A 21,673-nucleotide genomic window follows, 5' to 3' on the forward strand; every position below is an offset into this window, starting at 1 on the left:
ACCGCCCCATTGCGTGTTGACGGGCACCGCACTACGCTTTCTTAGAAGAGCAAAGAGCAGTAAACCGTAAGGGGGTCCCCAGTGCCCGTATCCATTCTTCGCACCCTGTCCTGTGCGGCCCTGATGGCCGCAACCGCCGCACCTTCCGTGCAGGCCGAGGGACTGGCAGGATCCTACCTGGCCGGCCGGGCCGCGACCTACGGCAGCGACTTTGCTGCCGCCGCGCTCTATTACACCCAGGCGCTTGCGCGCGACCCGCAGAACCCGCTCTTGATGGAAAACGTCGTGTTTGCGCAGCTGGCGATGGGCAAGGCGGACCTCGCCGTGCCGGTGGCCGAACGGCTGCGCCAGACCGGCGCCCGCAGCCAGGTGGCGAACATCGTTCTGGCGGGCGGTCTTGCAGCCAAAGGCGACTACCAGGCGATCCTGGACCGCGACTTGGAGCGGGAAGCGATCCACCCGCTGGTGGACGGTCTGCTGCAAGGCTGGGCCTATGTCGGCGCGGGGTCTGTCTCCAGCGCGCTGGAAACCTTTGACCGGCTTGCCAAGGACGGCAGCCTGAAACCCTTCGTGCTCTATCACCGCGCCCTGGCGCTGGCCTCGGCCGGCGACTACGGCGGGGCGGAAGCGCTGTTTGCCGCCGAGGATGGCCGCCTCGCCACCCTCAGCCGCCGCGCCGCGGTGGCGCGGGTGCAGATCCTGTCGCAGCTGAACCGCAACGACGACGCCCGCGAGGCGCTGGCCGCCGCTTTCGGCAACAGCCTCGACCCGGGCCTGGAGGCGCTGGACGCGCAGCTCGCTGCCGGTGAAACTCTTGCCTACACCATCGCGCCCAGCCCGCAGGAGGGCATTGCCGAGGTGTTCTTCACTCTCGGTGCGGCGCTGAACGGCGATACCGCCAATGACTATGTGCTGATGTATGCCCGAATGGCAGCCTCGCTGCGCCCGGACCATGTGGATGCCATCCTGCTCAGCGCGGGCCTCTTGGACCAGCTGGGCCGTTATGAGCTGTCGGTTGCCACTTACAAGCAGGTGCCCGCCACCCATCCGGACTACCACGCCGCCGAAATGGGCCGGGCCGAGGCGCTGCGCCGTGCTGCCAAGCCGGACGCCGCGATTGAGGTGCTGGAGAAACTGGCCCGCGACTTCCCCGATCAGCCCAGCGTGAACATCAGCCTCGGCGACCTGCTGCGCCAGCAGGAAGACTATGCCGCCGCTGCCCGTGCCTATGACAAGGCGCTGGACAAGACGCCGGAGGACTCCTCCAGCCGCTGGTTCCTGTTCTATGCCCGCGGCATCTGCCACGAACGTCTGGACCAGTGGCCGCAGGCTGAGGCCGACTTCCGCGCCTCGCTGGAACTGGACCCGAACCGGCCGCAGGTGCTGAACTACCTTGGCTATTCCCTGGTCGAGAAAAGCAGCAAGCTGGATGAGGCGCTGGATATGATCGAACGCGCCGTTGCCGCGCGGCCCGACTCCGGCTTCATCGTCGACTCGTTGGGCTGGGTGCTCTACCGCATGGGCAAGTTCGAAGAGGCCGTCGCGCATATGGAGCGTGCAGTGGAGCTGATGCCGGTCGATCCGGTGGTCAACGACCACCTCGGTGACGTCTACTGGGCCGTGGGCCGCGCGCGCGAGGCGGAGTTCCAGTGGAAGCGGGCGCTCTCCTTCATCGACCCGGAGGACACCGACGGCGAAGCCGACCCCGAGCGCATCCGCCGCAAGCTGGAAGTGGGCCTCGATGCGGTTCTGGCCGAGGAAGGAGCCCAGCCCCTGAAGGTGGCCAATGGCGGCTGAGGTCGCAGCGCCCGCCAAGATCAACCTGACCCTGCATGTGACCGGCCGCCGCGAGGACGGCTACCACCTGCTGGATTCGCTGGTGGTCTTTGCGGATACCGGCGACCGGCTGCAGCTTGAGCCGGGCCCGGAGTTGTCGCTGCAGGTTTCCGGCCTGTTTGCAGAGGGGGTGCCTGCCGATCATCGTAACCTGGTGTGGAAAGCCGCCGAGGGTGCCGGCTGGACCGGACAAATCAGTCTCGACAAGCAGCTGCCGCACGGCGCTGGTATCGGCGGCGGGTCATCGGATGCCGCTGCGGTATTGCGCACGCTGGCGGGGCAGGGCGCCGGCGTCCCCGCAGACCTGCCGCTGACCCTTGGCGCCGACGTCCCGGTCTGCATGGCGGCCCGCGCATCCCGGATGCAGGGCATCGGAGAGCAGATAACGCCGGTGGAACTGCCCGAACTTCACGCTCTATTGGTCAATCCCGGCGCGCATGTTCCGACAGGCCCGGTGTTTTCCGCGCTTGCCTCACGCAGCAACCCGCCAATGCCGCAGGAGATCCCCGGCTTCGCATCCGCCGAAGACTGCGCCGCCTGGCTGGCCGAACAGCGCAACGACCTGGAAGGTCCGGCCATCACTGTCGCTCCGGAGGTGGAGCGGGTTCTTTCAGACCTGCGCGGTTCCCGCCAGGCCTTGCTGGCCCGCATGTCCGGCTCCGGCGCCACCTGCTTTGCGCTCTATCCCACGAAAAAGGCCGCCCTTATGGCGGCTTATGAGATCGGGGCGGAACATCCCGAGTGGTGGTGCAGCGCGGTTACCCTGACCTGAACCGATTAATTGCACACAGGGGGCTCCCGCCCGCGGAGCAGCGCATCAAAGATGCTTGCCCGCCGTTGGGGGGGGGCGCCGCGCTGGCGCGCGGCGCGGCACCGCTTGCCAGCAGATTCATCGTTGCAAAAATATTCTGGGGTGAGCGCCGCAGGCGCGAGGGGCAAAGCCCCTCCCGCGCATCAGTTCAGCCGCGAGACCACGTAGTCGGCCAGGTCGCTCAGCATGGTGCGGATTTCGTGATCGGGCAGCACCTCCAGCGCCGCCCGCGCCTTGGCGGCCCAGCCCAGGGCATCCTGGCGGGTGGCCTCGAGCGTCTGGTATTTCGCCATCAGCGCCAGCGCCTGCTCCAGGTCGCCGTCCTGCTGCTTGCCCTTCTCGATGGTCCGGGTCCAGAACGCACGCTCCTCGTCCGTTGCCTGCGCCACTGCCTTGATCACCGGCAGTGTCAGCTTGCGCTCGCGGAAATCGTCGCCGACGTTCTTGCCGGTCGCCTTGCTGTCGCCCTGATAATCCAGCAGGTCATCGGCAATCTGGAAGGCAATCCCCAGCGCGTCGCCGTAGTCGAACAGCGCCTTCACCTGCGCCTCGGATGCGCCGGCAATCACCCCGCCGACCTCGGTTGCGGCCGAGAACAGCGCCGCGGTCTTGCCGCGCACCACCTGCAGATAGACGTCTTCATCGGTTTTCAGGTTCGAGGCGGCGGTCATCTGCAGAACCTCGCCCTCGGCAATGGTGGCCGATGCGTTCGCCAGAATGTCCAGCACCCGCAGGCTTCCGGTCTCCACCATCAGCTGGAAACTGCGGGCAAACAGGTAGTCGCCCACCAGAACGGAACTCTTGTTGTCCCACAGAAGGTTCGCCGTGGGCCGCCCGCGCCGCTGGCCGCTTTCGTCGACCACATCGTCATGCAGAAGGGTGGCGGTGTGGATGAACTCCACCGTCGCCGCCAGTTTCAGGTGATGGTCGCCCTCGTAGCCGCAGAGCCGGGCTGCTGCCAGCGTCAGCATCGGCCGCAGCCGCTTGCCGCCTGCCTCGACCAGATGCGCGGTCACCTCGGGGATGCGGGGCGCGTGCTTGGAGGCCATCCGGGTGCGGATCAGCGTGTTCACCGCGTCCAGCTCCTGGCTCAGCGTTGCGGCCAGCATCTCATGCGGTTTCCTGGTCATCACTTGGTCCATCACTTTCCCGCTCGCAAGTCTCGACAACGCCTCTGCCTTGCCCTTAGATCCATCCCCATGAAAGAGCTTCTGCGCAGCACCGATCCGACGATCATGGCCTTTGCCTCGGCCCTCCTTGAGGGAGAGGATATAGACTGCTTTCAAATGGACGTAAATATGAGCATCCTGGAAGGCGGGATCGGAATTTTCCCGCGCCGTCTGATGGTTCACGAGGATGACTATGACGCTGCCGTGATTGTGATGCGCGACAATGAAATTCCGCTTGGCCGGTGAGGCCCGTACGATGACAGCCTTTTCCGATGATGAGCTGACCCGCAATGGCTTCCTCGGCGGCAGGGTGCGGCTGTGGCAGCCGGCGCGCGGCTACCGTGCCGGGGTAGACCCGGTTTTGCTGGCAGCCGCCGTTCCCGCGCGGGCCGGAGAAGCGGTGCTGGAGCTTGGCTGCGGCGCAGGTCAGGCGCTCCTGTGCCTGGGCTGCCGGGTGCCGGGGCTGTCGCTGGCGGGGGTGGAGCTGCAGGCGCCTTACGCGGATCTGGCCCGCCGCAACGCCCAGGCCAACGGCCAGGATGCCGAGGTCTTCGAGGCCGACCTTTCCGCCCTCCCGGAGCCGCTGAAACAGCGCCAGTTCCACCAGGTCATTGCCAATCCGCCTTATTACAGGGCGGGTGCCCACAGCCAGGCCCGCGACGACGGCCGCAAGGTGGCGCTAGGAGAGGGCACACCGCTGGCGGACTGGATCGCCGCTGCGGCCCGCCGCCTCGCGCCCAAGGGGTACCTGCACATGATCCAGCGCGCCGACCGGCTGCCTGACATGCTGGCGGGCTGCGCCAGTGTCCTGGGATCGGTTGAGGTGTTGCCGCTGGCACCGCGCGAGGCCCGCGCGGCAGAGCTGGTGATCCTGCGCGCGCGCAAGGGCGGGCGGGCGGATTTCCGTCTGCACGCGCCGCTGATTCTGCATGAAGGCAGCCGTCATGAGCGTGATGGAGAGAGCTACCGCCCCGATATCCGCGCCATCCTGCGCGATGGCGCCGCCTTGCCCTGGCCCGCCTGAGGCGCTTTCAGCAGCCGCGCCAATGTAGGAATGCCGCCTGAGCGTTTCAACCTCAGACGAATCCGTTCATGCGGTTTTCTGCAAAAACGCGCTATGCCCTGCGGCAAAATGCGCGGGGCATAGCCGATATGAAAATTTCATGACAAAAATCGTGCGGCTGCAGCGTGACAGACGCGAAAACATATGCTCCACTCTTTCTGTCAAACACATCTAGCTCAAAGAAGGAGGGTTACCATGAGCCTCAGCTCGCATCTGACCGAACTTAAGAAGAAGCACGAGCATCTGAGCATGGAAGTGGAACAGGCCCAGCGATCGCCCAGTACCGACGATCTGGAAATCGCAGCAATGAAAAAGCAAAAGCTGAAGCTGAAGGAAGAGATCACACGCCTGACAGCTGAAGCCGTCTGAAGAGTTCCCGCCGGGGCATAGCCCGGCACAGTCAACAGGAGGGCCTGCCAGAGCGGCGGCCCTTCTTTCGTTTCAGGCCCTACTTGCTGGCGCTGGCCCGTGCCGCAATCAGCGCGCCGCCGGTAATCAGCGCCGCCGCCAGCGCCAGCCCCCAGGAGGCCGCGGCAATCCCTGCCAGCACCAGGATCAGCGTCGACAGCAGGGGCGCTGCATACGAGCTGGTGCCGAGCATCTGAATGTCGCCCTGTTTGACGCCGATATCCCAGACGTAAAACGCCAGCCCGACGGGGCCGAGACCCAAGAGCAGGGTTGAGACCCAGCCGAGCGTGCCTGCGGGCCACACTGTTTCCTCCAGCGCGAAATGCAGCCCCCAGGAGGCCACCGCGGTTGCCAGGCAGAACACCGCAACGGAACTGGTCGGCGCGCTGCCCACCAGCCGCGACAGCACCGAATAGCCGGACCATGTCAGCGCGCACAGCAGAGCCAGCCCGTAACCCGGCAGATACTGCGCCTGAAATCCTTCACCGCCACCGGAAATGATGGTGGCCGCCCCGGCAAAGCCCAGGCCTGCACCGATCAGATGCCCCGCCTTCAGCTTCTCGCCGGGCAGCAGGCCGGAAAACAGAACGATCAGCAGCGGCCACAGATAGGCGATCAGCCCGGCCTCCGCCGCCGGCGCCAGCCGCAGCGCTGAAAAATACAGCGCGTGATAGCCGAACAGGCCGATCGTGCCGAAGATATAGACCCGCACTGGCACATGGCGCAGCTGTCCCAGTTTCCCGCTGGCGGCGGTCCAGATGATCCCCAGCGTGCCGCCGATGGTGAAACACAGCGCATTCAGCAAGAGCGGCGGCGTGGGCTCCGACCCCACGGTCAACAGCGCCAGCAGCGCCCACAGCAAAACAGCGATGAAGCCAATGGCGGTCGCGCGGGTCTTGGTCATTGGGATTGCAGATCCTGAATCGGGATAATCTTGATATCGCCCCACATATGCGCGGTTTTCTCGATCTCCGCAAAGTACCACTCGCGGAAGGCCGCAATCTGGGGCCTGTCCTTAGCTTCTGGCAGGCACAGGAAACGGAACCGCGCGTCGGATTGAATGGCGATTTTGAAGGGCGCCACCAGCCGCCCCTCGCGCACGTCCTTGATGATCAGCGGCCGCCGCCCCAGTGCCACGCCCAGTCCCGCGCAGGCGGCGTCGATGGCATGATCGGGCGCGGAGAAATGCGTGCCGCTGGTGGGGCTGAAACCCACCCCTGCCGCCTGGAACCAGGTTGGCCAGTCGCAGCCCGGGGCCACCTTGCTGATGGAATCGTCAAAGATCAGCGGCGCGTTCATCAGCGCTTCAGGCGTGGGGAACTGTTCGTGCAGCTCCGGCGTCATCACCGGCGTCAGCCAGTCCGGCCTTGTGCCATAAGACGCAAGGCCCACATCGTCCGAGACGCCAAAGCGGATCGCCACATCCACATCGCCGCGGCGCAGATCCACCACCTTGAGAGAGGCCGACAGGCGCAGCTCGATCTCCGGATGGGTGCGGGCAAACTCGAACAGCCGCGGCGCCAGCCATTTTGCCGTCAGCGCAGGCCCGGCTGTGACCGTCAGCGTGGTTTCATCCAGCAGCCGCCGGGTGCTCTGCCAGGCCTGCCCCAAGGTGCGGAAGCCCTCTGCCGCACCGGGGGCCAGCGTCTCGCCTGCCTCGGTCAGCTCCACCGCCCGGTTCAGGCGGCGGAACAGCGGCTGGCCCAGATGCTCCTCCAGCGATTTGATCTGAAACGACAGCGCGGCAGGCGTCACGTTCAGCTCATCGGCCGCCTTGGCAAAAGACATGTGGCGGGCAGCGGCGTCAAAGGCGCGCAAAGCGGTGAGGGGCGGCAGGCGGTCAGTCATGTTCGCATAAGTATACCTTAACTGAAGACCTGCAAAGTCTCGTTTGTGCGTTTGACGGAACGTCCTCATATTGGATGCAGGTAAAGGATACTGACCTGAGAAGGAGGTCTGACATGCTGGAATATACTGCTGATGCCGCCGTCAAAGCCGCGATGGCCCGTGCCCACGCTGAGCGGGGCCAGGTGCTGAAACAGGCTTGGACCTGGCTGTTCGGCAAGAAGCCGGTGCCAGCCCTCCGCCCCAAGGTTTCCCGCTGGGCCTGAGCGCGCTCTTATTCGAGAAAAGGCACTTACGGGATAGGAAAAGGGCCGGTCCAGATGGACCGGCCCTTGCCGTTTCTGCTGATGAATTGGATCAGACGAAGAACTGCGCGCCGTTGGCGGAAATGGTCGAGCCGTTGATGAAGCCCGACTCGTCAGATGCCAGGAAGGCCACGCAGCGGGCGATCTCTTCCGGCTCACCCAGGCGGCCTGCCGGGATCTGGCCGATGATCGACTCGCGCACCTTCTCCGGAACCGCCATCACCATTTCGGTAGCGATATAACCGGGGCAGACCGCGTTGGCGGTGATACCGGCGCGGGCGCCTTCCTGGGCCAGCGATTTCACGATGCCCAGATCGCCTGCCTTGGTGGCGGCATAGTTCACCTGCGCGAACTGGCCCTTCTGGCCGTTGATCGAGGAGATCACGATGACGCGGCCGAACTTGCGCTCGCGCATGCCGGGCCAGACCGGGTGCACGGTGTTGAACACGCCGGTCAGGTTGGTGTCGATCACCTCCTGCCACTGCTGCGGCGTCATCTTGTGGAACGGCGCGTCGCGGGTGATGCCGGCGTTGGCCACGACGATGTCGATCGGGCCCACTTCCTCTTCGACCTTGGCGATGCCCGCAGCGCTGTCCTCATAGCTGCCGACGTTCCACTTGTAGGTCTTGATGCCGGTTTCCTCGGTGAATTTCGCCGCGGCTTCGTCATTGCCGGCATAGGTTGCGGCCACATTGCAGCCCTGCGCCTTCAGCGCCTGGGAAATTGCTGCGCCGATGCCGCGGGAGCCGCCGGTGACGAGTGCAGTACGTGCCATTAAAGAATCCTCCAGTCATAGTCTCTTGGTAATCTTGCTACAGATTCCATCGGGTGAGCGCAACAATATTGCTCAGCAGAATTCTGCGTTGCCGCGAGAAAATTGTCGCACCTGCAGTATAGACCTGCAGTGTAAAAGAAAAAGGACGCCACGGGGGCGTCCTTCTCATTTTACGGTTTGTTGCCGGTTTTATGGGCGCTCGACACACATGGCGACGCCCATGCCGCCGCCGATGCACAGAGTGGCAAGGCCTTTCTTGGCGCCGCGGCGCTTCATTTCGAACAGCAGTGTGTTCAGCACCCGGCAGCCGGAGGCGCCGATCGGGTGGCCGATGGCAATGGCGCCGCCGTTCACGTTCACGATCGACGGATCCCAGCCCATGTCCTTGTTCACGGCACAGGCCTGTGCGGCAAAGGCTTCGTTGGCTTCGACCAGATCCAGATCATTCACCGACCAGCCGGCCTTTTCCAGCGCCTTGCGGGAGGCATAGACCGGGCCGACGCCCATGATCGACGGGTCCAGACCGGCGGTGGCGTAAGACGCGATGCGGGCCAGCGGCTCGATGCCGCGGCGCTCTGCTTCATCGGCGCTCATCAGCAGGGTGGCGGCAGCGCCGTCATTCAGGCCGGAGGCGTTGGCCGCGGTGACAGAGCCGTCACGGGTGAAGGCCGGGCGCAGCTTCTGCATCGCTTCGATGGTGGCACCGTGGCGGATGTATTCGTCCTGATCCACAACGATGTCGCCCTTGCGGGTCTTCACAGTGAAGGCAGCGATTTCATCAGCGAACTTGCCAGCCTTCTGCGCCGCTTCCGCCTTGTTCTGGGAGGCAACGGCGAACTCGTCCTGCATATCACGGGAGATCTGCCATTGCTCGGCCACGTTCTCGGCGGTCTGGCCCATGTGGTAGCCATTGAAGGCATCCCACAGACCATCGCGGATCATGGTGTCGATATAGCTCATGTCGCCCATCTTCTGGCCGGCACGCAGATGCGCGGCATGGGGCGACAGGGTCATGTTTTCCTGGCCGCCGGCCGCCACGATGGAGGCATCGCCCAGCTGGATGTGCTGCGCCCCCAGTGCCACGGCGCGCAGGCCGGAACCGCAGACCTGGTTGATGCCCCAGGCGGCGCTTTCTTTGGGCAGGCCTGCATTGATGTGCGCCTGGCGGGCCGGGTTCTGGCCCTGCGCCGCGGTCAGCACCTGGCCCAGGATGGTCTCGGACACTTCGGATTTGTCCACGCCTGCGCGTTCCACCACGGCTTCCAGCACCGCGGCGCCCAGGTCGTGGGCGGGGGTGTTGGCGAACGAGCCGCCAAAGGAGCCGACGGCGGTGCGCGCGGCGGATGCGATTACAACATTGGTCATTGATTCTGGTCCTCTGCCATCAATTCAGGTCTTCCGGGAGAGCCTGGCGCCTGCAGTTCAGGCGGGCGCGCAAGAATCTTTCCCGATCACTCCGGGTACCGACATAATCTATTGCTGCACGTGCAGCAATTGACAGCGTGTCTCAGGGGGGGCGGCAAAGTCAACCGCAGGATACGTCCAGAACGGCAGGATTTCCGGCAGCAGGACGCCGTGATGCTGCAGGGCAGCAACGAAGCCCGGAGAGGCCCTGCGCCGGGCGGAATGGCAAAGCATTTGAAAAGACCGGAACAAATCGGGTGTCCCGGGTCAGAATACAATTGCGCCGGCCTGCGCCCGGGCAAAGGCCTGAGGGGGTTCCAGTCAGCCGGCTTCCTGCCGTTTCATGTCCTCTATCCAGGGCGGCGTGACGGACGGGGCGCCGAACAGGTAGCCCTGCAGGCAGTCGACGCCGTTGTCCACCAGGAACTCAGCATCCGCCTGGCTTTCGACTGATTCCGCAACGGTCAGCATGTCGAATTGCTTGGCAATGCCGATCAGGGCGCGGACCACGGCCTGGTTGTCATGGCTGGTGTGAATGCCGCGCACGAACTGGCCGTCGATCTTGACCGCGTCAAAGAAGAACTGGCGGAAGTTTCCGATCGAGGTGGTGCTGGCGCCGAAGTTGTCGAGCGCAAAGGCGATCCCGTGCGGCTGCATCCGGCCCATGAAATCGGTCACCAGTTCCGGCGCGGCCATGGCAGAGGCCTCGGTGATTTCCAGCACCAGCCGTTCGCCAAGCGTGCTGTCGCGTTTCAGGAACCGTTCCAGCACCTGCGTCCAGCGCTGGTATCCGATGGAGCGCGCAGACATGTTCACCGACAGGCGGACCTGGGGGTATTTCTCCAGCGCCTTCAGCCCGTGCTGCAGCGCCAGGCAATCCATTTCGCGGCCGATTTCCTTGTCCTCGACCACATGCATGAATTCGCGCGCCGGGATCACCCGGCCGGTCGGGTCCAGCACCCGGATGTAACCCTCGTAGAAGGCAACGCCATGCGGCGCCATCGCCTGCATGATGGGCTGATAGGCCAGCACAGTCTGATTGTGCCGCACGGCTTCTGCCACCATTTCCAGCGTGGAGCGGTCGCGCCCGGCCACAGCGGCATTCAGCGGGTTTTCAGCACCTTCCGGAATATCTGTGTTGCGTTTGCCCATCTGCTGTGCGGCCCCTGTTCGTGGTGAAGTTGGCGGTAATATCATCCACCGGGCAGCCTGCCGCAAAAGGGTTGAGGCAGGATTAAAGTTCAAATTTGAATGATCTGCCCGGGGCGCGGCAGGCGGTCATCCGCCGAAGCCGGGGGTGCCTGCGTCTTCCGGGTGGCGGGCCAGGTGCGCGGCCTTGATCCCGGCAGAGGTGTCGCGGCTGCCGTCATGGCTGTAGCCGGGCGGCGCAAAGGCATAAAGCAGCCGCTGCTTCAGGGTCAGGCCGGGCTGGGCCATGTCCTTGAAAATACCCGCCCATTCATGAAAGGCGACCCGCAGCGGGTTGAAGGTGGCGATGTTGTGGACCAGCCCGTAATCGGGGCGGTCGTGGTCCTGTTCCGGCACGAAACTTCGGAACATCTTGTCCCAGATGATGAAGACGCCGGCATAGTTGCAGTCCAGGTAGCGCGGATTGCGGCCATGGTGGGCGCGGTGATGGCTGGGGGTGTTCATCACCATCTCGAACCAGCGCGGCAGGCGGCTGACGGCCTCGGTGTGGATCCAGAACTGGTAGATCAGGTTCAGCCCGCCGCAAAACAGCACCAGCGCCGGGTGAAACCCCAGCAGCACCATCGGCGCCTTCACGATCATCATGAAGGTGAAGGTGCCGGTCCAGGTCTGCCGCAGCGCGGTGGTCAGGTTGTAGTGCTGGCTGGAGTGATGATTGACATGCGACGCCCAGACCCAGCGCACCCGGTGGCCGAAACGGTGCACCCAGTAATAGCGCAGATCGTCCAGCACAAAGCACGCCAGCACCGCCCAGACAGAAGTGCCCATATCCAGCGGTGTCAGCTCCCACAGGAACATGAACAGCGCCCAGGCAATGAACCCCAGCAAGAGCCCCTCAGCGACGCTGCCAGCACCCATGATGAGGGAGGTCACTGCATCGCGGGTTTCATACCTCCCGCCGCGGCGCTTGACCGCAATCCACAGGAATTCCGCCAGAATCGCGGCGATGAAGAACGGCACCGCCAGCTGGGTCACGTCGGGATAGGATATCTGTCCGGTCATGCGGCCTCCGCCGGGGTGCTGATCAGCGCCAGCCACTGCCGGCGTTCGCTTTCGGATAGGGGCAGGGAGAGGCCGGGGGCGGCGAAGTCGTTGAACTCAAAGCGCAGCCCGGTTGCGGTTTCGCGGGTATTGCTGCCGGCCAGATGGCGGCCCACGGTATCCGCGCCAAAGGCCCAGAGCAGCCCGGGCCCGCCGCTGGTCAGCACCAGCGCGGCCTGTCCGCTGGCAGCAGGCAGCACTTTGAGAACACTGTCCCCGGGGAAATGGCGCAGCCAGCCGGAGCGGGCGGTTTCAACGCCCAGCACAGCCTGCCGGGAGCGCCCGGTCAGATGCAGCAGAACGGCGATTCCCGATATTCCGCCCAGCACCAGGGCCAAGAGCAATTCCAGCGCCATACGCGACCTCCCGCGGGCAGACTGGCGGGCGGACGGAAGCCTGTCAAAGGTGGCGTGGGGTCAAGCCCGGGTGTCGCTATCCTGCCATTGCGGCACTGCGCGGGCGGGCCAGCACCTGCATCTGCACCACCCGCTCGACAAAGGGCACCAGCCCCTCGGAGCCGGAGGCCCGGTCTTTCAGATGGATGCAGACATCGGGCCGCAGGGCCGCAATGATGCCAATGAGGCCGCCGCGGACCTGATCATCCAGGCCCGCCCCCATGATCACGCATTCGATGCGCGGCTCTGTCTCCAACTGGCGCACCACCTCTGGCTGATCATGCGCGCCCAGCCAGTGGATCGGCAGATGGTCCAGCTCCTCCGCCACATTGCCGATCACATGCGGCAGCTTTCCGATCAGTAACACAACAGGTTTCATTTCACTCTCCACCCAACTCACTGGGGGGCGCCCCTTGCGGGCGTCCCTCTTTTAAAGGGTAGTGCGAAATGAGCGGCAATCACGTGGGGAAGGGCTGCAGAGTTAGAGCGATAGCTGCCGGGGCAGAAGCGTCAAGAAATGGAATGTAGTGGACATTCAATGCCGCTGGATGCTCTTTATCAGGAATGCAAACTTGATTTGAAGGATGGGTTTTTGCGCTTTTCTCAATTCAATTCCTCACAGGCGATCAAAGCTGCCTGTGTAGTGATCTCAGCTGCCTTGACGGCTTGCGCGCCATTACCAGCCCCTGAGCCTCCCGAGCCTGCTCCATTTGTTAGTGCTGAACGCCCCGCACCCAGAGGAACAGCAACGCGCCAAGTGGCCTTCCGGGCAGATGAAAAGATTCCCGGCTCTACTTTACCGGTTATTGCGTCGTGCAGGATCAAGGGCGCGGAGTTTCAGGCCCGTTTTAAGACCCCTGCGACTTTAGCGCTTCCAGTAGATGATGAGGGTCGGGCCGCCATTGAGCTGATCAGCTGTAAATACGGCAACACAGTAGCCGAATGGACTGGTATACCTGGCACTGAAACCCGCTGGGCTTCTGTCTGGTTTCCCGCCATTGCATCAAGTGACGGAAAAATTGAGAAAGGAGAGGCTATGTATTTATTTGGCGAAGATGAATACGTAGACTTTGTGGTGTCATACGGCGGATACTTGGGCGCCATCAACGGCAAAGAACCATAGAGCAGTCGAAGCCGCGAAAACAATTACGGTTTTTGGTCTTCAGATCACGTTGCCCTGCAAAATTAACGGATCCCAAAGATATTTGGGATCCGCGGAGCTCGGCGTCATCACCCCTCAGCCTCACCAATCATCGCACTGATAATCGCCTTGGCACTCTCGGAGTTCCACTCGGCATCGCCCAGGAGCCGCGCCACTTCCTTGCCGTCGCGGTCCAGCAGCACCGTGATCGGCAGCCCGATCACTGCCATTTCGCGGGCCAGCGCCTGTTTCGGGTCCTGGTGGCGGGGCAGGTTGCTGATACCGTTCTCGTCAAAGAACTTCTGGATGCCCGCGGGCGAATTGCGCCCGGTGGCGATGGTCAGCACCTCGAAGTCCTCACCGCCGAACTCCTCCTGCAGCTCCGCCAGCTGCGGCATCTCCTTGCGGCAGGGGGCGCACCAGGTGGCCCAGAAATTGAGCAGAATGATTTTGCCCTGGTAATCGCCCAGAGTCGCGGTGCCGGCGCCGTCGGCCAGATCAAAGGCGGCGGCGGACACATCGCGCGGCTCGGCATGCACGACCAGCTTTTTCATTGAGCCATCGCGCAAGCCCTCAAGCTGCGCGGGGTCCGCTGCAAAGGCGGCATTTGCACCCAAGGTCAGGGCCATATAAAGGGAAAGCTGACGAAACAGACGCATATTATCTCCGGGGTTCCACACCATGACAGATCAATCCTCGAACCAGATGTGGGGCGGCCGCTTTGCCGCTGGCCCGGACGCGATCATGGAGGCGATCAACGCCTCGATCGGGTTCGACAAGCGGATGGCAGCGCAGGACATTGCCGGCTCCAGGGCCCATGCGGCAATGCTCGCCGCCACAGGCGTCATTACCGATAATGATGCCGAGGCCATTCGGGAAGGGCTGCTCACCGTTTTGTCAGAGATCGAGGGCGGAACTTTCCAGTTTTCCACCGCTTTGGAAGACATCCACATGAACGTGGAGGCCCGCCTGAAGGAGATCATCGGCGAGCCTGCGGGCCGACTGCACACCGGCCGCTCGCGCAATGACCAGGTGGCAACCGACTTCAAACTCTGGGTGCGCGACCAGCTGGACGCGGCGGAATCGGGCCTGCTGGCCCTGATCCGCGCGCTTCTGTCGCAGGCCGAGGCCGGCGCCGATTGGGTGATGCCGGGCTTCACCCACCTGCAGACCGCGCAGCCGGTGACCTGGGGCCACCACATGATGGCTTACGTCGAGATGTTCGGCCGCGACCTCAGCCGCGTGCGCGACGCCCGCGCGCGGATGAACGAATCGCCGCTGGGTGCCGCGGCGCTGGCCGGCACCTCCTTCCCGATCGATCGGGAGATGACCGCAAAGGCGCTGGGCTTTGACCGCCCGGCAGCAAACTCGCTGGATGCGGTGTCCGACCGCGACTTCGCGCTGGAGTTCCTCAGCACTGCCTCGATCAGCGCTGTGCACCTGTCGCGCTTTGCCGAAGAACTGGTGATCTGGTCCTCCGCCCAGTTCCGCTTTGTGACGCTCAGCGACCGCTTCTCCACCGGCTCGTCGATCATGCCGCAGAAGAAGAACCCGGACGCCGCAGAGCTGATCCGCGCCAAGGTGGGCCGGATCTTTGGCGCCAACACCGCGCTGATGATGGTGATGAAAGGCCTGCCGCTGGCCTATTCCAAGGACATGCAGGAAGACAAGGAACAGGTCTTCGACGCCGCCGACAACTGGATGCTGGCGCTGGCGGCGATGGAAGGCATGGTCAAGGACATGAGTGCCAACCGCGAGAGCCTGGCCGCGGCTGCGGGCTCCGGCTTCTCCACCGCCACCGATCTGGCCGACTGGCTGGTGCGGGTGCTGAAGGTGCCGTTCCGTGATGCCCACCACGTGACCGGCACGCTTGTGGCGATGGCCGAACAGCGCGGCTGCGATCTGCCGGATCTGTCGCTTGCGGATATGCAGGGCGTTCACGAAGGCATCACCGAAGACATCTTCTCTGTGCTCGGCGTCGAAAACTCGGTAAACTCGCGCATGTCTTACGGCGGCACCGCGCCCGCCCAAGTGCGCGCGCAGGTGGCCCGCTGGACAGAGGTGCTGGCAGGCTGATCCCCGTAAGGGGCGGCTGCGGCAAGGAGGCAGACAATGCGCAACATGATCTTTGCTTTTCTGGGACTGGCCGTGCTGTCGGCCTGCGGTGCCGACGGCGAACCGGTGCAGCCGACCCTGAACGCTGGTGTCGGTGTCGGCAGCGGCGGTGTTCACGTCGGCGGCGCTGTGGGACTGCACAAGGGGCCGCTCAGCGTCTTTCTGGGATTCTAGCCACCTCGCGCCCTTGATGCGGCTCAGCAAAATAGCCATTTCGGAACCGCCCCGCCATACTGCCGGGGCGGTTTTGCGTTGAGGATATTGCAATGAAAGCAGCTCTTGTAGTTCTGGCCTTGCTGGGCCTGGTGGCCTGCGACACCGGCGCTCCGGCGTCCAGCCCGCCGCAAAAGCCCGAACCAGCGGCAACCGGAGTGAAAGTTTCCGGTTATGGCCGGGTTGGGGTCTCCACCACGTTCTGACGGACACGCGGGATGGCCGGTCCGGGGTCTGCGTCCCGTCCGGTTGCTGTCTGCTGTGGTGCGTTCCGTATCTGATATGCTGATCTTCAGCAGTTAAGGATGGCGGCGCCGCCAAGGGGCGGAGGCGGGACGGGAGAGTATCTCCCGCACGCGAAACGTCGTCTGTGCGTGCCCGTGCCAAGGGGCCCTGTTCCTGAACGCCGGGGGTGTCAGGCCCGGCAGTGACCGCGATCAGCAAGCATCATGGCACAGGGGGCTTAAAATGCCGTGACAGGGGCGTACGCCGGGTGCGCAACACCCCGGACCGGTGCCTATGCCGTGGCTGCCGCGCAGTGAGTATTTTTGGAAAGATGAAGAGGCTGGGTGCGCTTCTTCTTTGCCCAAATACTCAAATCCCGCCGTCAGCGCAGAGTGGAATGCGCACTGGTGCGCGTTGCACCCCGCCGCGCGTCAGCGCGGCGCTGGGCCCAACGGGCGCGGGCGCATCTTTGATGCGTCTGCGGCGGGCGGGAGAACGCCTTTGTGTCCGCCGGCGGGGCGAGGGCGGAATCATTTGATCCATCTGCCCCTTTTGCCCTAAACGCGGGGGCATGGACCATTTTCTCTACCGCGACGGCGCGCTCTACGCCGAAGACGTTCCCATCGCCGAGATCGCCGCGGCGGTGGGCACCCCGTTCTATGTCTATTCCACCGCCACCCTCTTGCGCCATTTCCGCCTGTTCGACGAGGCGCTGGAGGGCACCGACCATCTGGTCTGCTTTGCCATGAAGGCCGCCTCCAACCAGGCGATCCTCAAGACCCTGGCACAGGCCGGTGCCGGCATGGATGTGGTCAGCCAGGGCGAATACCTGCGCGCCAAGGCGGCAGGCGTGCCGGGGGACAGGATCGTCTTCTCCGGCGTCGGCAAGACGGCGGAGGAAATCCGTGTGGCCCTCACCGGCGGCATCCGCCAGTTCAACGTGGAATCCGAGCCGGAGATGGAAGTGATCAGCGCGGTGGCTGCGGAGCTGGGCACCAAGGCCCCGGTCACCATCCGCGTCAATCCGGATGTCGACGCCAAGACCCACGCCAAGATCGCCACCGGCAAATCCGAGAACAAGTTCGGCATCCCGATTGCCCGCGCCCGTGAGGTCTATGCCCGCGCCGCCGCGCTGCCGGGGCTGGAGGTGGTGGGGATCGACGTCCACATCGGCTCGCAGCTGACCGACTTGGAACCGTTCCGGCTTGCCTACCAGAAGGTGGCGGAGCTGACCGGAACCCTGCGCAACGATGGCCACGATATCCGCCGTCTGGACCTGGGCGGCGGTCTTGGCATTCCTTACGAGCGCTCCAACACTGCGCCGCCCTTGCCGGTGGAATACGGCCAGATGGTCAAGGAGACCCTGGGCCACCTTGGCTGCGAGATCGAGATCGAGCCGGGCCGGCTGATCGCGGGCAACGCGGGCCAGCTGGTCAGTAAGGTGATCTATGTGAAATCGGGCGAGGGGCGCGATTTCCTGATCCTGGACGCCGCGATGAACGACCTGATCCGCCCGGCGATGTATGAGGCGCATCACGACATTATCCCGGTCGAGGAAGCCGCAGCAGGCGTGGAGCCCCAGCCCTATGACATCGTCGGCCCGGTCTGCGAGACCGGCGATACCTTCGCCAAGCAGCGCGACCTGCCGCCGCTGGCTGCGGGCGATCTGGTCTCTTTCCGCAGTGCGGGCGCCTATGGCGCGGTGATGGCCAGCGAGTACAATTCCCGCCCGCTGATCCCCGAAGTGCTTGTGCACGGGGATCAATTCGCGGTTATTCGCCGGCGGCCGGACTATGAAGAGATGATAAACCGCGATACCATCCCGGAGTGGCTCTGAAGCGATCCGGGCGCGATCCGGCGCGGGCCATCCCAGACGCGAGGCCCGTATGCCCTTTGACAGCAGTGCCGACCCGGTCCTGAAACACCTGCGCTGGCCCCTCGGCCTGACGCGGGCCGGGCTGGTGGCAGAGCGGCTGTTGCGCAGCTTCTGGCCGCTGGCCTCGCTGCTGATGGCGGCGCTGGCGGCATTGATGCTGGGTCTGCACCAGATGCTGCCGGAACGGCTGATCTGGACCGGCGCGATTGCGGTGCTGATTGCCGCTGCTGCTGCCCTGGGCTGGGGGCTCTGGCGCTTCCGTTGGCCCAGCCGCGGGGAAGCGCTCGACCGCCTGGACCAGACCTTGCCGGGCCGCCCGGTTTCGGCTCTTCTGGATACTCAGGCCATTGGCGCAGAGGATGCCGCTTCTGCTGCGCTGTGGCAGGCGCACCAGCGCCGGATGGCCGCAGCGGCGGCCAAGGCCAAGGCGCCAGCGCCTGACCTGAACATTGCTTCCTCCGACGCCTACGGCCTGCGTTACATGGCCGGGCTGATGCTGGCGGTGGCAGTTCTGTTCGGCTCGATCTGGCAAGTGGCCACGGTCAAGGATCTGGGCGCTGGCGGCAGTGCGGCGCTGAACGGTCCGGCCTGGGAGGGCTGGGCGGAACCGCCTGCCTATACCCGCCTGCCGGTGCTCTATCTGAATGATCAGGACGCCGATGTTCTGAAACTGCCGGAAGGCAGCCGCGTGACCCTGCGGTTCTACGGCGAGGTGGGCGCGCTGGAACTGGCAGAAACTGTCTCCGGCCTGGACAGCAGCGAAGCGGAATCCCCCCAGACCGCCATGGAATTCGACGTCACCCGCAGCGGCAGCTTTGCCATCGAGGGCGATGGCGGGCGCAGCTGGCAGGTGGAAGTGATCCCGGACAACCCACCCATGGTGGCTGTCGCGGGTGAGCCCGAGCTGGAAAACGACGGCTACACCACCCTGGGATTTGCGGCGCAGGATGACTACGGGGTGGCGGCAGGCCAGGTGCGCATCGCGCTGGATCTGGCGGCGGTCGAGCGGCAGCACGGGCTGGCCGCGGAGCCTGACCCGCGGGAGGCGATTGTGCTGGATCTGCCGCTGCCCTTGTCCGGCTCGCGTAAGGACTTCACCGAAAAGCTGGTTGAGGATTTTGCCAAGCACCCCTGGGCCAACCTGCCGGTGGTCTTCACCTTCTCGGCAGTGGATGAGGCAGGCCAGTCGTCTGCCGCCGCGGGATATGGTGCTGAACTGCTGACCCGCCGTTTCTTTGATCCGCTGGCCGCGGCTGTGATCGAACAGCGCCGCGACCTGTTGTGGGCGCGCGCCAATGCGGTGCGGGTGGCGCAGGTGATCCGCACCCTGACGCACCGCCCCGAGGGGCTGTTCCGCGACTACGGCGATTACCTGCGGCTGCGCACCATTCTGCGGCGGCTGGAGAGCTATACTGTTGCCGGCACGATCTCTGAGCCGCGGCAGGAGGAGATCGCCACCGCGCTGTGGGATCTGGCGATCCAGCTGGAAGAGGGCGACGTGGGCGACGCGCTGGAGCGGATGCAGCGGGCGCAGGAGCGGCTGAGCCAGGCGATGCGCGACGGTGCCAGCGAGCAGGAGATTGCCCGGCTGATGCAGGAACTGCGCGAGGCCACCCAAGATTACATGCGCCAGCTCAGCCGTCAGGCAGAGGCGAACGGCGAGATGATGGACCCGGGTGATATGCCCGAGGACATGATGACGCTCAGCCAGGATGACCTGCAGGCGATGATGGACCGCATCCAGGAGCTGATGGAGCAGGGCCGCATGGCCGAGGCCGAACAGGCGCTGCGCGAGTTCCAGGAAATGATGGAGAACATGCAGATGACCCGCTCGCAGCAGGGGCAGGGTCAGGGCAACGAGGGCCGCGAGGCGATGGAGGGGCTGGCGGAGACCCTGCGCGAGCAGCAGGGCCTGTCGGATCAGGCCTTCCGCGATCTGCAGGAGCAGTTCAACCCCGGCGCCCGCAGCGGCGAGAACCAGGGCAATGAGGGCCGCGACGGCGGATTGGGCCGCGGTCAGAGCCATCAGGGCGGCCAGGGCGGCGACAGCGGTCAGGATGGCCAGGGCGGTGAAGGCGCAGAGAGCCGCAATCCGGACGGCCAGGGCGGCAACGGGCGTGAACAGCCGGGGCAGGGCGGCTCACTGGCCGACCGCCAGCAGGCGCTGCGCCAGCAGCTGCAGCAGCAGCGCGAAGGATTGCCCTATCTGGGCGGTGAGGCCGGCGACGCCGCACGCGAGGCGCTGGACCGTGCGGGCCGCGCAATGGAAGGCGCCGAGGAGGCGCTGCGCGGCGGCGACAACGCCGAGGCCATAGACCGCCAGTCGGATGCAATGGAGGCGCTGCGTGAAGGCATGCGCAGCCTGGGCGAGGCGCTGGCGCAGCAGCAGCAGCAGCCGGGGCAGCAGAACGGGCAGCAGCCCTCTGCCACCGCGCAGGGGGACCGGCTGGACCCGCTGGGCCGCAACAACGGCAGTATTGATGATGGCGGCAAGGTGGGGGAAGGCACGGCCTACCGCCGCGCCTGGGATCTGCTGGAGGACATCCGCCGCCGGGCCGGAGAGCGCGAGCGCAGCGACCGCGAGCGCAGCTATCTGCAGCGGCTGCTGGACCGGTTCTGACCCCGGCAGCACAGGGTGCTGCCGGTAGAGCCGCTGACCGGGATCTTCAGGGAAACTGTTATTACTGAGTGGCGGTGACGGACTTCACCTGGCTGTCCAGCCACAGCCGCGCCTGATCCACCCAGTCCACATAGCTGCTGAGCGCCGGGTCCGCCAGCGGCAGCTTCTCGGCAATCAGCGGCGCCTTGTCATAGATCATCACCAGGATCAGCGCCGCAATCACCGACACCGCAAAACCGCGGGCAAAGCCGCTCTTGCGCCGCACCGGCAGCTCTTCCGGGTCTGCCAGCGGTGCGGGGGCCGGGCTGCCGGCAGAGCGCAGGGTGGAGTTGATTTCCTCGATGTCCGGCAGCAATTCCTTGCGTGAGCCGCTTTCGGCAGCGGCCAGCTGGCGCGGGTCCTCGCCGCGCATCCGCGCCATTCGGTCGCGCGCCTGGCGGCTGCGGCGGGCGGCTTCGTCATCCTCCGCGGGTGCAGCACCCTCCAGCCCCAGATCGGGCTGGGTTTCCAGGCTCTGGGCCTCTGCCTTGCGCAGTTCGGCCTCGCGCGCAGCTTCCTCGCGCAGGATGTCGGACATTTCCGGGTCCAGCGTGCGTCCGCGTTGCGGCTGCGGTGCTTCTTCGGCGTGAAGGTCTTCGCCTTCGTCCTCGTCATGACTGCCGGACCGGTCATCGGCGTCTTCTTCAGAGGCCTCCTGCGGTGCGGCTGCGGCAGTTTCCGCCTCATCCGCAGGTTCCGGGCTGTCTTCTTGCGCGGTGTCTTCCGGCGTGCTGTCTTCCGCCTCAGGTTCAGGCTCTGGTTCAGCTTCCAGCTGCTGCCCGGCGTTCCGCTCGGCTTGCGCCGCTCTTTCCCGCTCTTCCTTCGCTTTCGCTGCGGCTTCCTGTTCGGCCTTTGCCGCCAGCTCCCGCTCTGCTTTCTCCCGTGCCTCGGCTTCTGCCGCGCGGGCAAAGGCTTCTTCGATGCCGATGTTTTCCAGCGCATCCTCTGCCCCGGCTTCAGCGGTGCCTGCTGCCGCCTGGAACCAGGTCTGGCCGCAGTTGGAGCACTGCACATCGCGCCCCTCAGTCGGGATCACGTCCTCGGGAACCTCATATTGGGCTGCACAATTCGGGCAGGTCAGGCGCATCATGCTCTCCTCGGCACCTTCCCGCCGCACTGGCCGGCGGCAGGTTGTTTTTCAAGGGATTATAGGCATCCGCCACAGGTGGTGAAAGTGGCAATT

The 21,673-nt window shown here is 64.9% G+C and carries 23 protein-coding genes; 12 read left to right on the forward strand and 11 right to left on the reverse strand.

Features of this window, described 5'->3' with window-relative positions:
* Positions 1-81 precede the first annotated feature (81 nt).
* Entirely contained in the window at positions 82-1,797 is a 1,716-nt protein-coding gene (locus A9D60_RS01400; protein WP_065265940.1) for a tetratricopeptide repeat protein, read from the forward strand.
* Entirely contained in the window at positions 1,787-2,608 is an 822-nt protein-coding gene (locus A9D60_RS01405) for a 4-(cytidine 5'-diphospho)-2-C-methyl-D-erythritol kinase (protein WP_065265941.1), read from the forward strand. The genes A9D60_RS01400 and A9D60_RS01405 overlap by 11 nt, the downstream gene beginning before the upstream one ends.
* Positions 2,609-2,790: 182 nt before the next feature.
* Here the strand turns inward: A9D60_RS01405 and A9D60_RS01410 are convergent, their stop codons facing one another.
* Positions 2,791-3,789 (reverse strand): polyprenyl synthetase family protein, encoded by a 999-nt coding sequence (locus tag A9D60_RS01410; protein WP_065265942.1) that lies wholly within the window; start codon positions 3,787-3,789, stop codon positions 2,791-2,793.
* A 57-nt stretch (positions 3,790-3,846) separates the two neighbouring features.
* On the opposite strand from A9D60_RS01410, the gene A9D60_RS01415 reads away from it, so the two are divergent.
* From A9D60_RS01415 to A9D60_RS01425, 3 genes are all read left to right on the forward strand, one after another.
* Positions 3,847-4,062, forward strand: a complete 216-nt coding sequence (locus A9D60_RS01415; protein ID WP_039181733.1) for a putative signal transducing protein — start codon at positions 3,847-3,849, stop codon at positions 4,060-4,062.
* A 10-nt stretch (positions 4,063-4,072) separates the two neighbouring features.
* A complete protein-coding gene (locus tag A9D60_RS01420; protein ID WP_065265943.1) occupies positions 4,073-4,840 on the forward strand; it encodes a tRNA1(Val) (adenine(37)-N6)-methyltransferase in 768 nt (255 codons plus the stop codon).
* 234 nt (positions 4,841-5,074) lie between these two features.
* On the forward strand, positions 5,075-5,248 hold the full coding sequence (locus A9D60_RS01425) for a YdcH family protein (RefSeq protein WP_019297104.1): 174 nt from the start codon (positions 5,075-5,077) through the stop codon (positions 5,246-5,248).
* Between the two features lie 79 nt (positions 5,249-5,327).
* On the opposite strand, the gene yddG is transcribed toward A9D60_RS01425, so the two are convergent.
* Together yddG and A9D60_RS01435 are read right to left on the reverse strand one after the other, a co-directional pair.
* Positions 5,328-6,191, reverse strand: coding sequence for an aromatic amino acid exporter YddG (gene yddG / locus A9D60_RS01430; RefSeq protein WP_065265944.1), 864 nt, complete (start codon positions 6,189-6,191; stop codon positions 5,328-5,330).
* Positions 6,188-7,135: a transcriptional regulator GcvA gene (locus tag A9D60_RS01435; RefSeq protein WP_065265945.1), complete on the reverse strand. Its 948-nt coding sequence runs from the start codon at positions 7,133-7,135 to the stop codon at positions 6,188-6,190. Before A9D60_RS01435 ends, yddG begins: the two co-directional genes overlap by 4 nt.
* A gap of 113 nt (positions 7,136-7,248) precedes the next feature.
* Between A9D60_RS01435 and A9D60_RS26440 the strand changes: the two genes are divergently transcribed.
* Complete coding sequence (locus A9D60_RS26440) at positions 7,249-7,398, forward strand: hypothetical protein (protein ID WP_175392862.1); 150 nt, start codon at positions 7,249-7,251, stop codon at positions 7,396-7,398.
* Between the two features lie 91 nt (positions 7,399-7,489).
* Here A9D60_RS26440 and phbB read toward each other — a convergent pair whose 3' ends face one another.
* The 6 genes from phbB to A9D60_RS01465 all read right to left on the reverse strand — a co-directional run bounded on the left by phbB (position 7,490) and on the right by A9D60_RS01465 (position 12,640).
* Positions 7,490-8,212, reverse strand: a complete 723-nt coding sequence (gene phbB / locus A9D60_RS01440; RefSeq protein WP_019297100.1) for an acetoacetyl-CoA reductase — start codon at positions 8,210-8,212, stop codon at positions 7,490-7,492.
* A gap of 189 nt (positions 8,213-8,401) precedes the next feature.
* Entirely contained in the window at positions 8,402-9,577 is a 1,176-nt protein-coding gene (locus A9D60_RS01445; RefSeq protein ID WP_065265946.1) for an acetyl-CoA C-acetyltransferase, read from the reverse strand.
* 360 nt (positions 9,578-9,937) lie between these two features.
* Positions 9,938-10,768: an EAL domain-containing protein gene (locus A9D60_RS01450; RefSeq protein ID WP_065265947.1), complete on the reverse strand. Its 831-nt coding sequence runs from the start codon at positions 10,766-10,768 to the stop codon at positions 9,938-9,940.
* Positions 10,769-10,894: 126 nt separating this feature from the next.
* A complete protein-coding gene (locus A9D60_RS01455) occupies positions 10,895-11,827 on the reverse strand; it encodes a sterol desaturase family protein (protein ID WP_065265948.1) in 933 nt (310 codons plus the stop codon).
* A complete protein-coding gene (locus A9D60_RS01460; RefSeq protein WP_065265949.1) occupies positions 11,824-12,222 on the reverse strand; it encodes a hypothetical protein in 399 nt (132 codons plus the stop codon). The genes A9D60_RS01455 and A9D60_RS01460 overlap by 4 nt, the downstream gene beginning before the upstream one ends.
* A gap of 76 nt (positions 12,223-12,298) precedes the next feature.
* Positions 12,299-12,640 (reverse strand): hypothetical protein, encoded by a 342-nt coding sequence (locus A9D60_RS01465; protein WP_065265950.1) that lies wholly within the window; start codon positions 12,638-12,640, stop codon positions 12,299-12,301.
* A gap of 159 nt (positions 12,641-12,799) precedes the next feature.
* On the opposite strand from A9D60_RS01465, the gene A9D60_RS25910 reads away from it, so the two are divergent.
* Complete coding sequence (locus A9D60_RS25910) at positions 12,800-13,384, forward strand: hypothetical protein (RefSeq protein ID WP_141117769.1); 585 nt, start codon at positions 12,800-12,802, stop codon at positions 13,382-13,384.
* Positions 13,385-13,491: 107 nt separating this feature from the next.
* On the opposite strand, the gene A9D60_RS01470 is transcribed toward A9D60_RS25910, so the two are convergent.
* Positions 13,492-14,061, reverse strand: coding sequence for a TlpA family protein disulfide reductase (locus A9D60_RS01470; protein ID WP_254656602.1), 570 nt, complete (start codon positions 14,059-14,061; stop codon positions 13,492-13,494).
* Between the two features lie 22 nt (positions 14,062-14,083).
* Here A9D60_RS01470 and argH point away from each other — a divergent pair, with 22 nt between their 5' ends.
* From argH to A9D60_RS01485, 5 genes are all read left to right on the forward strand, one after another.
* On the forward strand, positions 14,084-15,478 hold the full coding sequence (gene argH / locus A9D60_RS01475; protein ID WP_175392863.1) for an argininosuccinate lyase: 1,395 nt from the start codon (positions 14,084-14,086) through the stop codon (positions 15,476-15,478).
* A gap of 36 nt (positions 15,479-15,514) precedes the next feature.
* A complete protein-coding gene (locus A9D60_RS26445) occupies positions 15,515-15,691 on the forward strand; it encodes a hypothetical protein (RefSeq protein WP_175392864.1) in 177 nt (58 codons plus the stop codon).
* A gap of 92 nt (positions 15,692-15,783) precedes the next feature.
* Entirely contained in the window at positions 15,784-15,936 is a 153-nt protein-coding gene (locus A9D60_RS25335; protein ID WP_175392865.1) for a hypothetical protein, read from the forward strand.
* 590 nt (positions 15,937-16,526) lie between these two features.
* On the forward strand, positions 16,527-17,792 hold the full coding sequence (gene lysA, locus A9D60_RS01480; RefSeq protein ID WP_065265952.1) for a diaminopimelate decarboxylase: 1,266 nt from the start codon (positions 16,527-16,529) through the stop codon (positions 17,790-17,792).
* Positions 17,793-17,841: 49 nt separating this feature from the next.
* Positions 17,842-20,451 carry a TIGR02302 family protein gene (locus A9D60_RS01485; RefSeq protein WP_065265953.1) on the forward strand — a complete coding sequence of 870 codons (2,610 nt, stop codon included), beginning with the start codon at positions 17,842-17,844 and terminating at the stop codon, positions 20,449-20,451.
* Between the two features lie 61 nt (positions 20,452-20,512).
* Here the strand turns inward: A9D60_RS01485 and A9D60_RS01490 are convergent, their stop codons facing one another.
* Positions 20,513-21,577 (reverse strand): zinc-ribbon domain-containing protein, encoded by a 1,065-nt coding sequence (locus A9D60_RS01490; RefSeq protein ID WP_065266063.1) that lies wholly within the window; start codon positions 21,575-21,577, stop codon positions 20,513-20,515.
* Positions 21,578-21,673 lie beyond the last annotated feature (96 nt).

Origin of the sequence: Leisingera sp. JC1 (genome assembly GCF_001679925.1) — a bacterium.
Lineage (GTDB): Bacteria > Pseudomonadota > Alphaproteobacteria > Rhodobacterales > Rhodobacteraceae > Leisingera.

Bases quoted from the DNA above. Each gene is read 5' to 3' on its own strand.
- A9D60_RS26445 (WP_175392864.1), top strand. From the start codon at position 15,515: ATGCGCAACATGATCTTTGCTTTTCTGGGACTGGCCGTGCTGTCGGCC.
- A9D60_RS26440 (WP_175392862.1), top strand. From the start codon at position 7,249: ATGCTGGAATATACTGCTGATGCCGCCGTCAAAGCCGCGATGGCCCGT.
- A9D60_RS01465 (WP_065265950.1), bottom strand. From the start codon at position 12,640: ATGAAACCTGTTGTGTTACTGATCGGAAAGCTGCCGCATGTGATCGGC.
- A9D60_RS01450 (WP_065265947.1), bottom strand. From the start codon at position 10,768: ATGGGCAAACGCAACACAGATATTCCGGAAGGTGCTGAAAACCCGCTG.
- A9D60_RS01405 (WP_065265941.1), top strand. From the start codon at position 1,787: ATGGCGGCTGAGGTCGCAGCGCCCGCCAAGATCAACCTGACCCTGCAT.
- A9D60_RS25335 (WP_175392865.1), top strand. From the start codon at position 15,784: ATGAAAGCAGCTCTTGTAGTTCTGGCCTTGCTGGGCCTGGTGGCCTGC.
- A9D60_RS01435 (WP_065265945.1), bottom strand. From the start codon at position 7,135: ATGACTGACCGCCTGCCGCCCCTCACCGCTTTGCGCGCCTTTGACGCC.
- A9D60_RS01490 (WP_065266063.1), bottom strand. From the start codon at position 21,577: ATGCGCCTGACCTGCCCGAATTGTGCAGCCCAATATGAGGTTCCCGAG.
- yddG (WP_065265944.1), bottom strand. From the start codon at position 6,191: ATGACCAAGACCCGCGCGACCGCCATTGGCTTCATCGCTGTTTTGCTG.
- A9D60_RS01420 (WP_065265943.1), top strand. From the start codon at position 4,073: ATGACAGCCTTTTCCGATGATGAGCTGACCCGCAATGGCTTCCTCGGC.
- argH (WP_175392863.1), top strand. From the start codon at position 14,084: ATGACAGATCAATCCTCGAACCAGATGTGGGGCGGCCGCTTTGCCGCT.
- phbB (WP_019297100.1), bottom strand. From the start codon at position 8,212: ATGGCACGTACTGCACTCGTCACCGGCGGCTCCCGCGGCATCGGCGCA.
- A9D60_RS01425 (WP_019297104.1), top strand. From the start codon at position 5,075: ATGAGCCTCAGCTCGCATCTGACCGAACTTAAGAAGAAGCACGAGCAT.
- A9D60_RS01415 (WP_039181733.1), top strand. From the start codon at position 3,847: ATGAAAGAGCTTCTGCGCAGCACCGATCCGACGATCATGGCCTTTGCC.
- A9D60_RS01445 (WP_065265946.1), bottom strand. From the start codon at position 9,577: ATGACCAATGTTGTAATCGCATCCGCCGCGCGCACCGCCGTCGGCTCC.
- lysA (WP_065265952.1), top strand. From the start codon at position 16,527: ATGGACCATTTTCTCTACCGCGACGGCGCGCTCTACGCCGAAGACGTT.
- A9D60_RS01455 (WP_065265948.1), bottom strand. From the start codon at position 11,827: ATGACCGGACAGATATCCTATCCCGACGTGACCCAGCTGGCGGTGCCG.
- A9D60_RS25910 (WP_141117769.1), top strand. From the start codon at position 12,800: ATGCCGCTGGATGCTCTTTATCAGGAATGCAAACTTGATTTGAAGGAT.
- A9D60_RS01470 (WP_254656602.1), bottom strand. From the start codon at position 14,061: ATGCGTCTGTTTCGTCAGCTTTCCCTTTATATGGCCCTGACCTTGGGT.
- A9D60_RS01460 (WP_065265949.1), bottom strand. From the start codon at position 12,222: ATGGCGCTGGAATTGCTCTTGGCCCTGGTGCTGGGCGGAATATCGGGA.
- A9D60_RS01485 (WP_065265953.1), top strand. From the start codon at position 17,842: ATGCCCTTTGACAGCAGTGCCGACCCGGTCCTGAAACACCTGCGCTGG.
- A9D60_RS01410 (WP_065265942.1), bottom strand. From the start codon at position 3,789: ATGGACCAAGTGATGACCAGGAAACCGCATGAGATGCTGGCCGCAACG.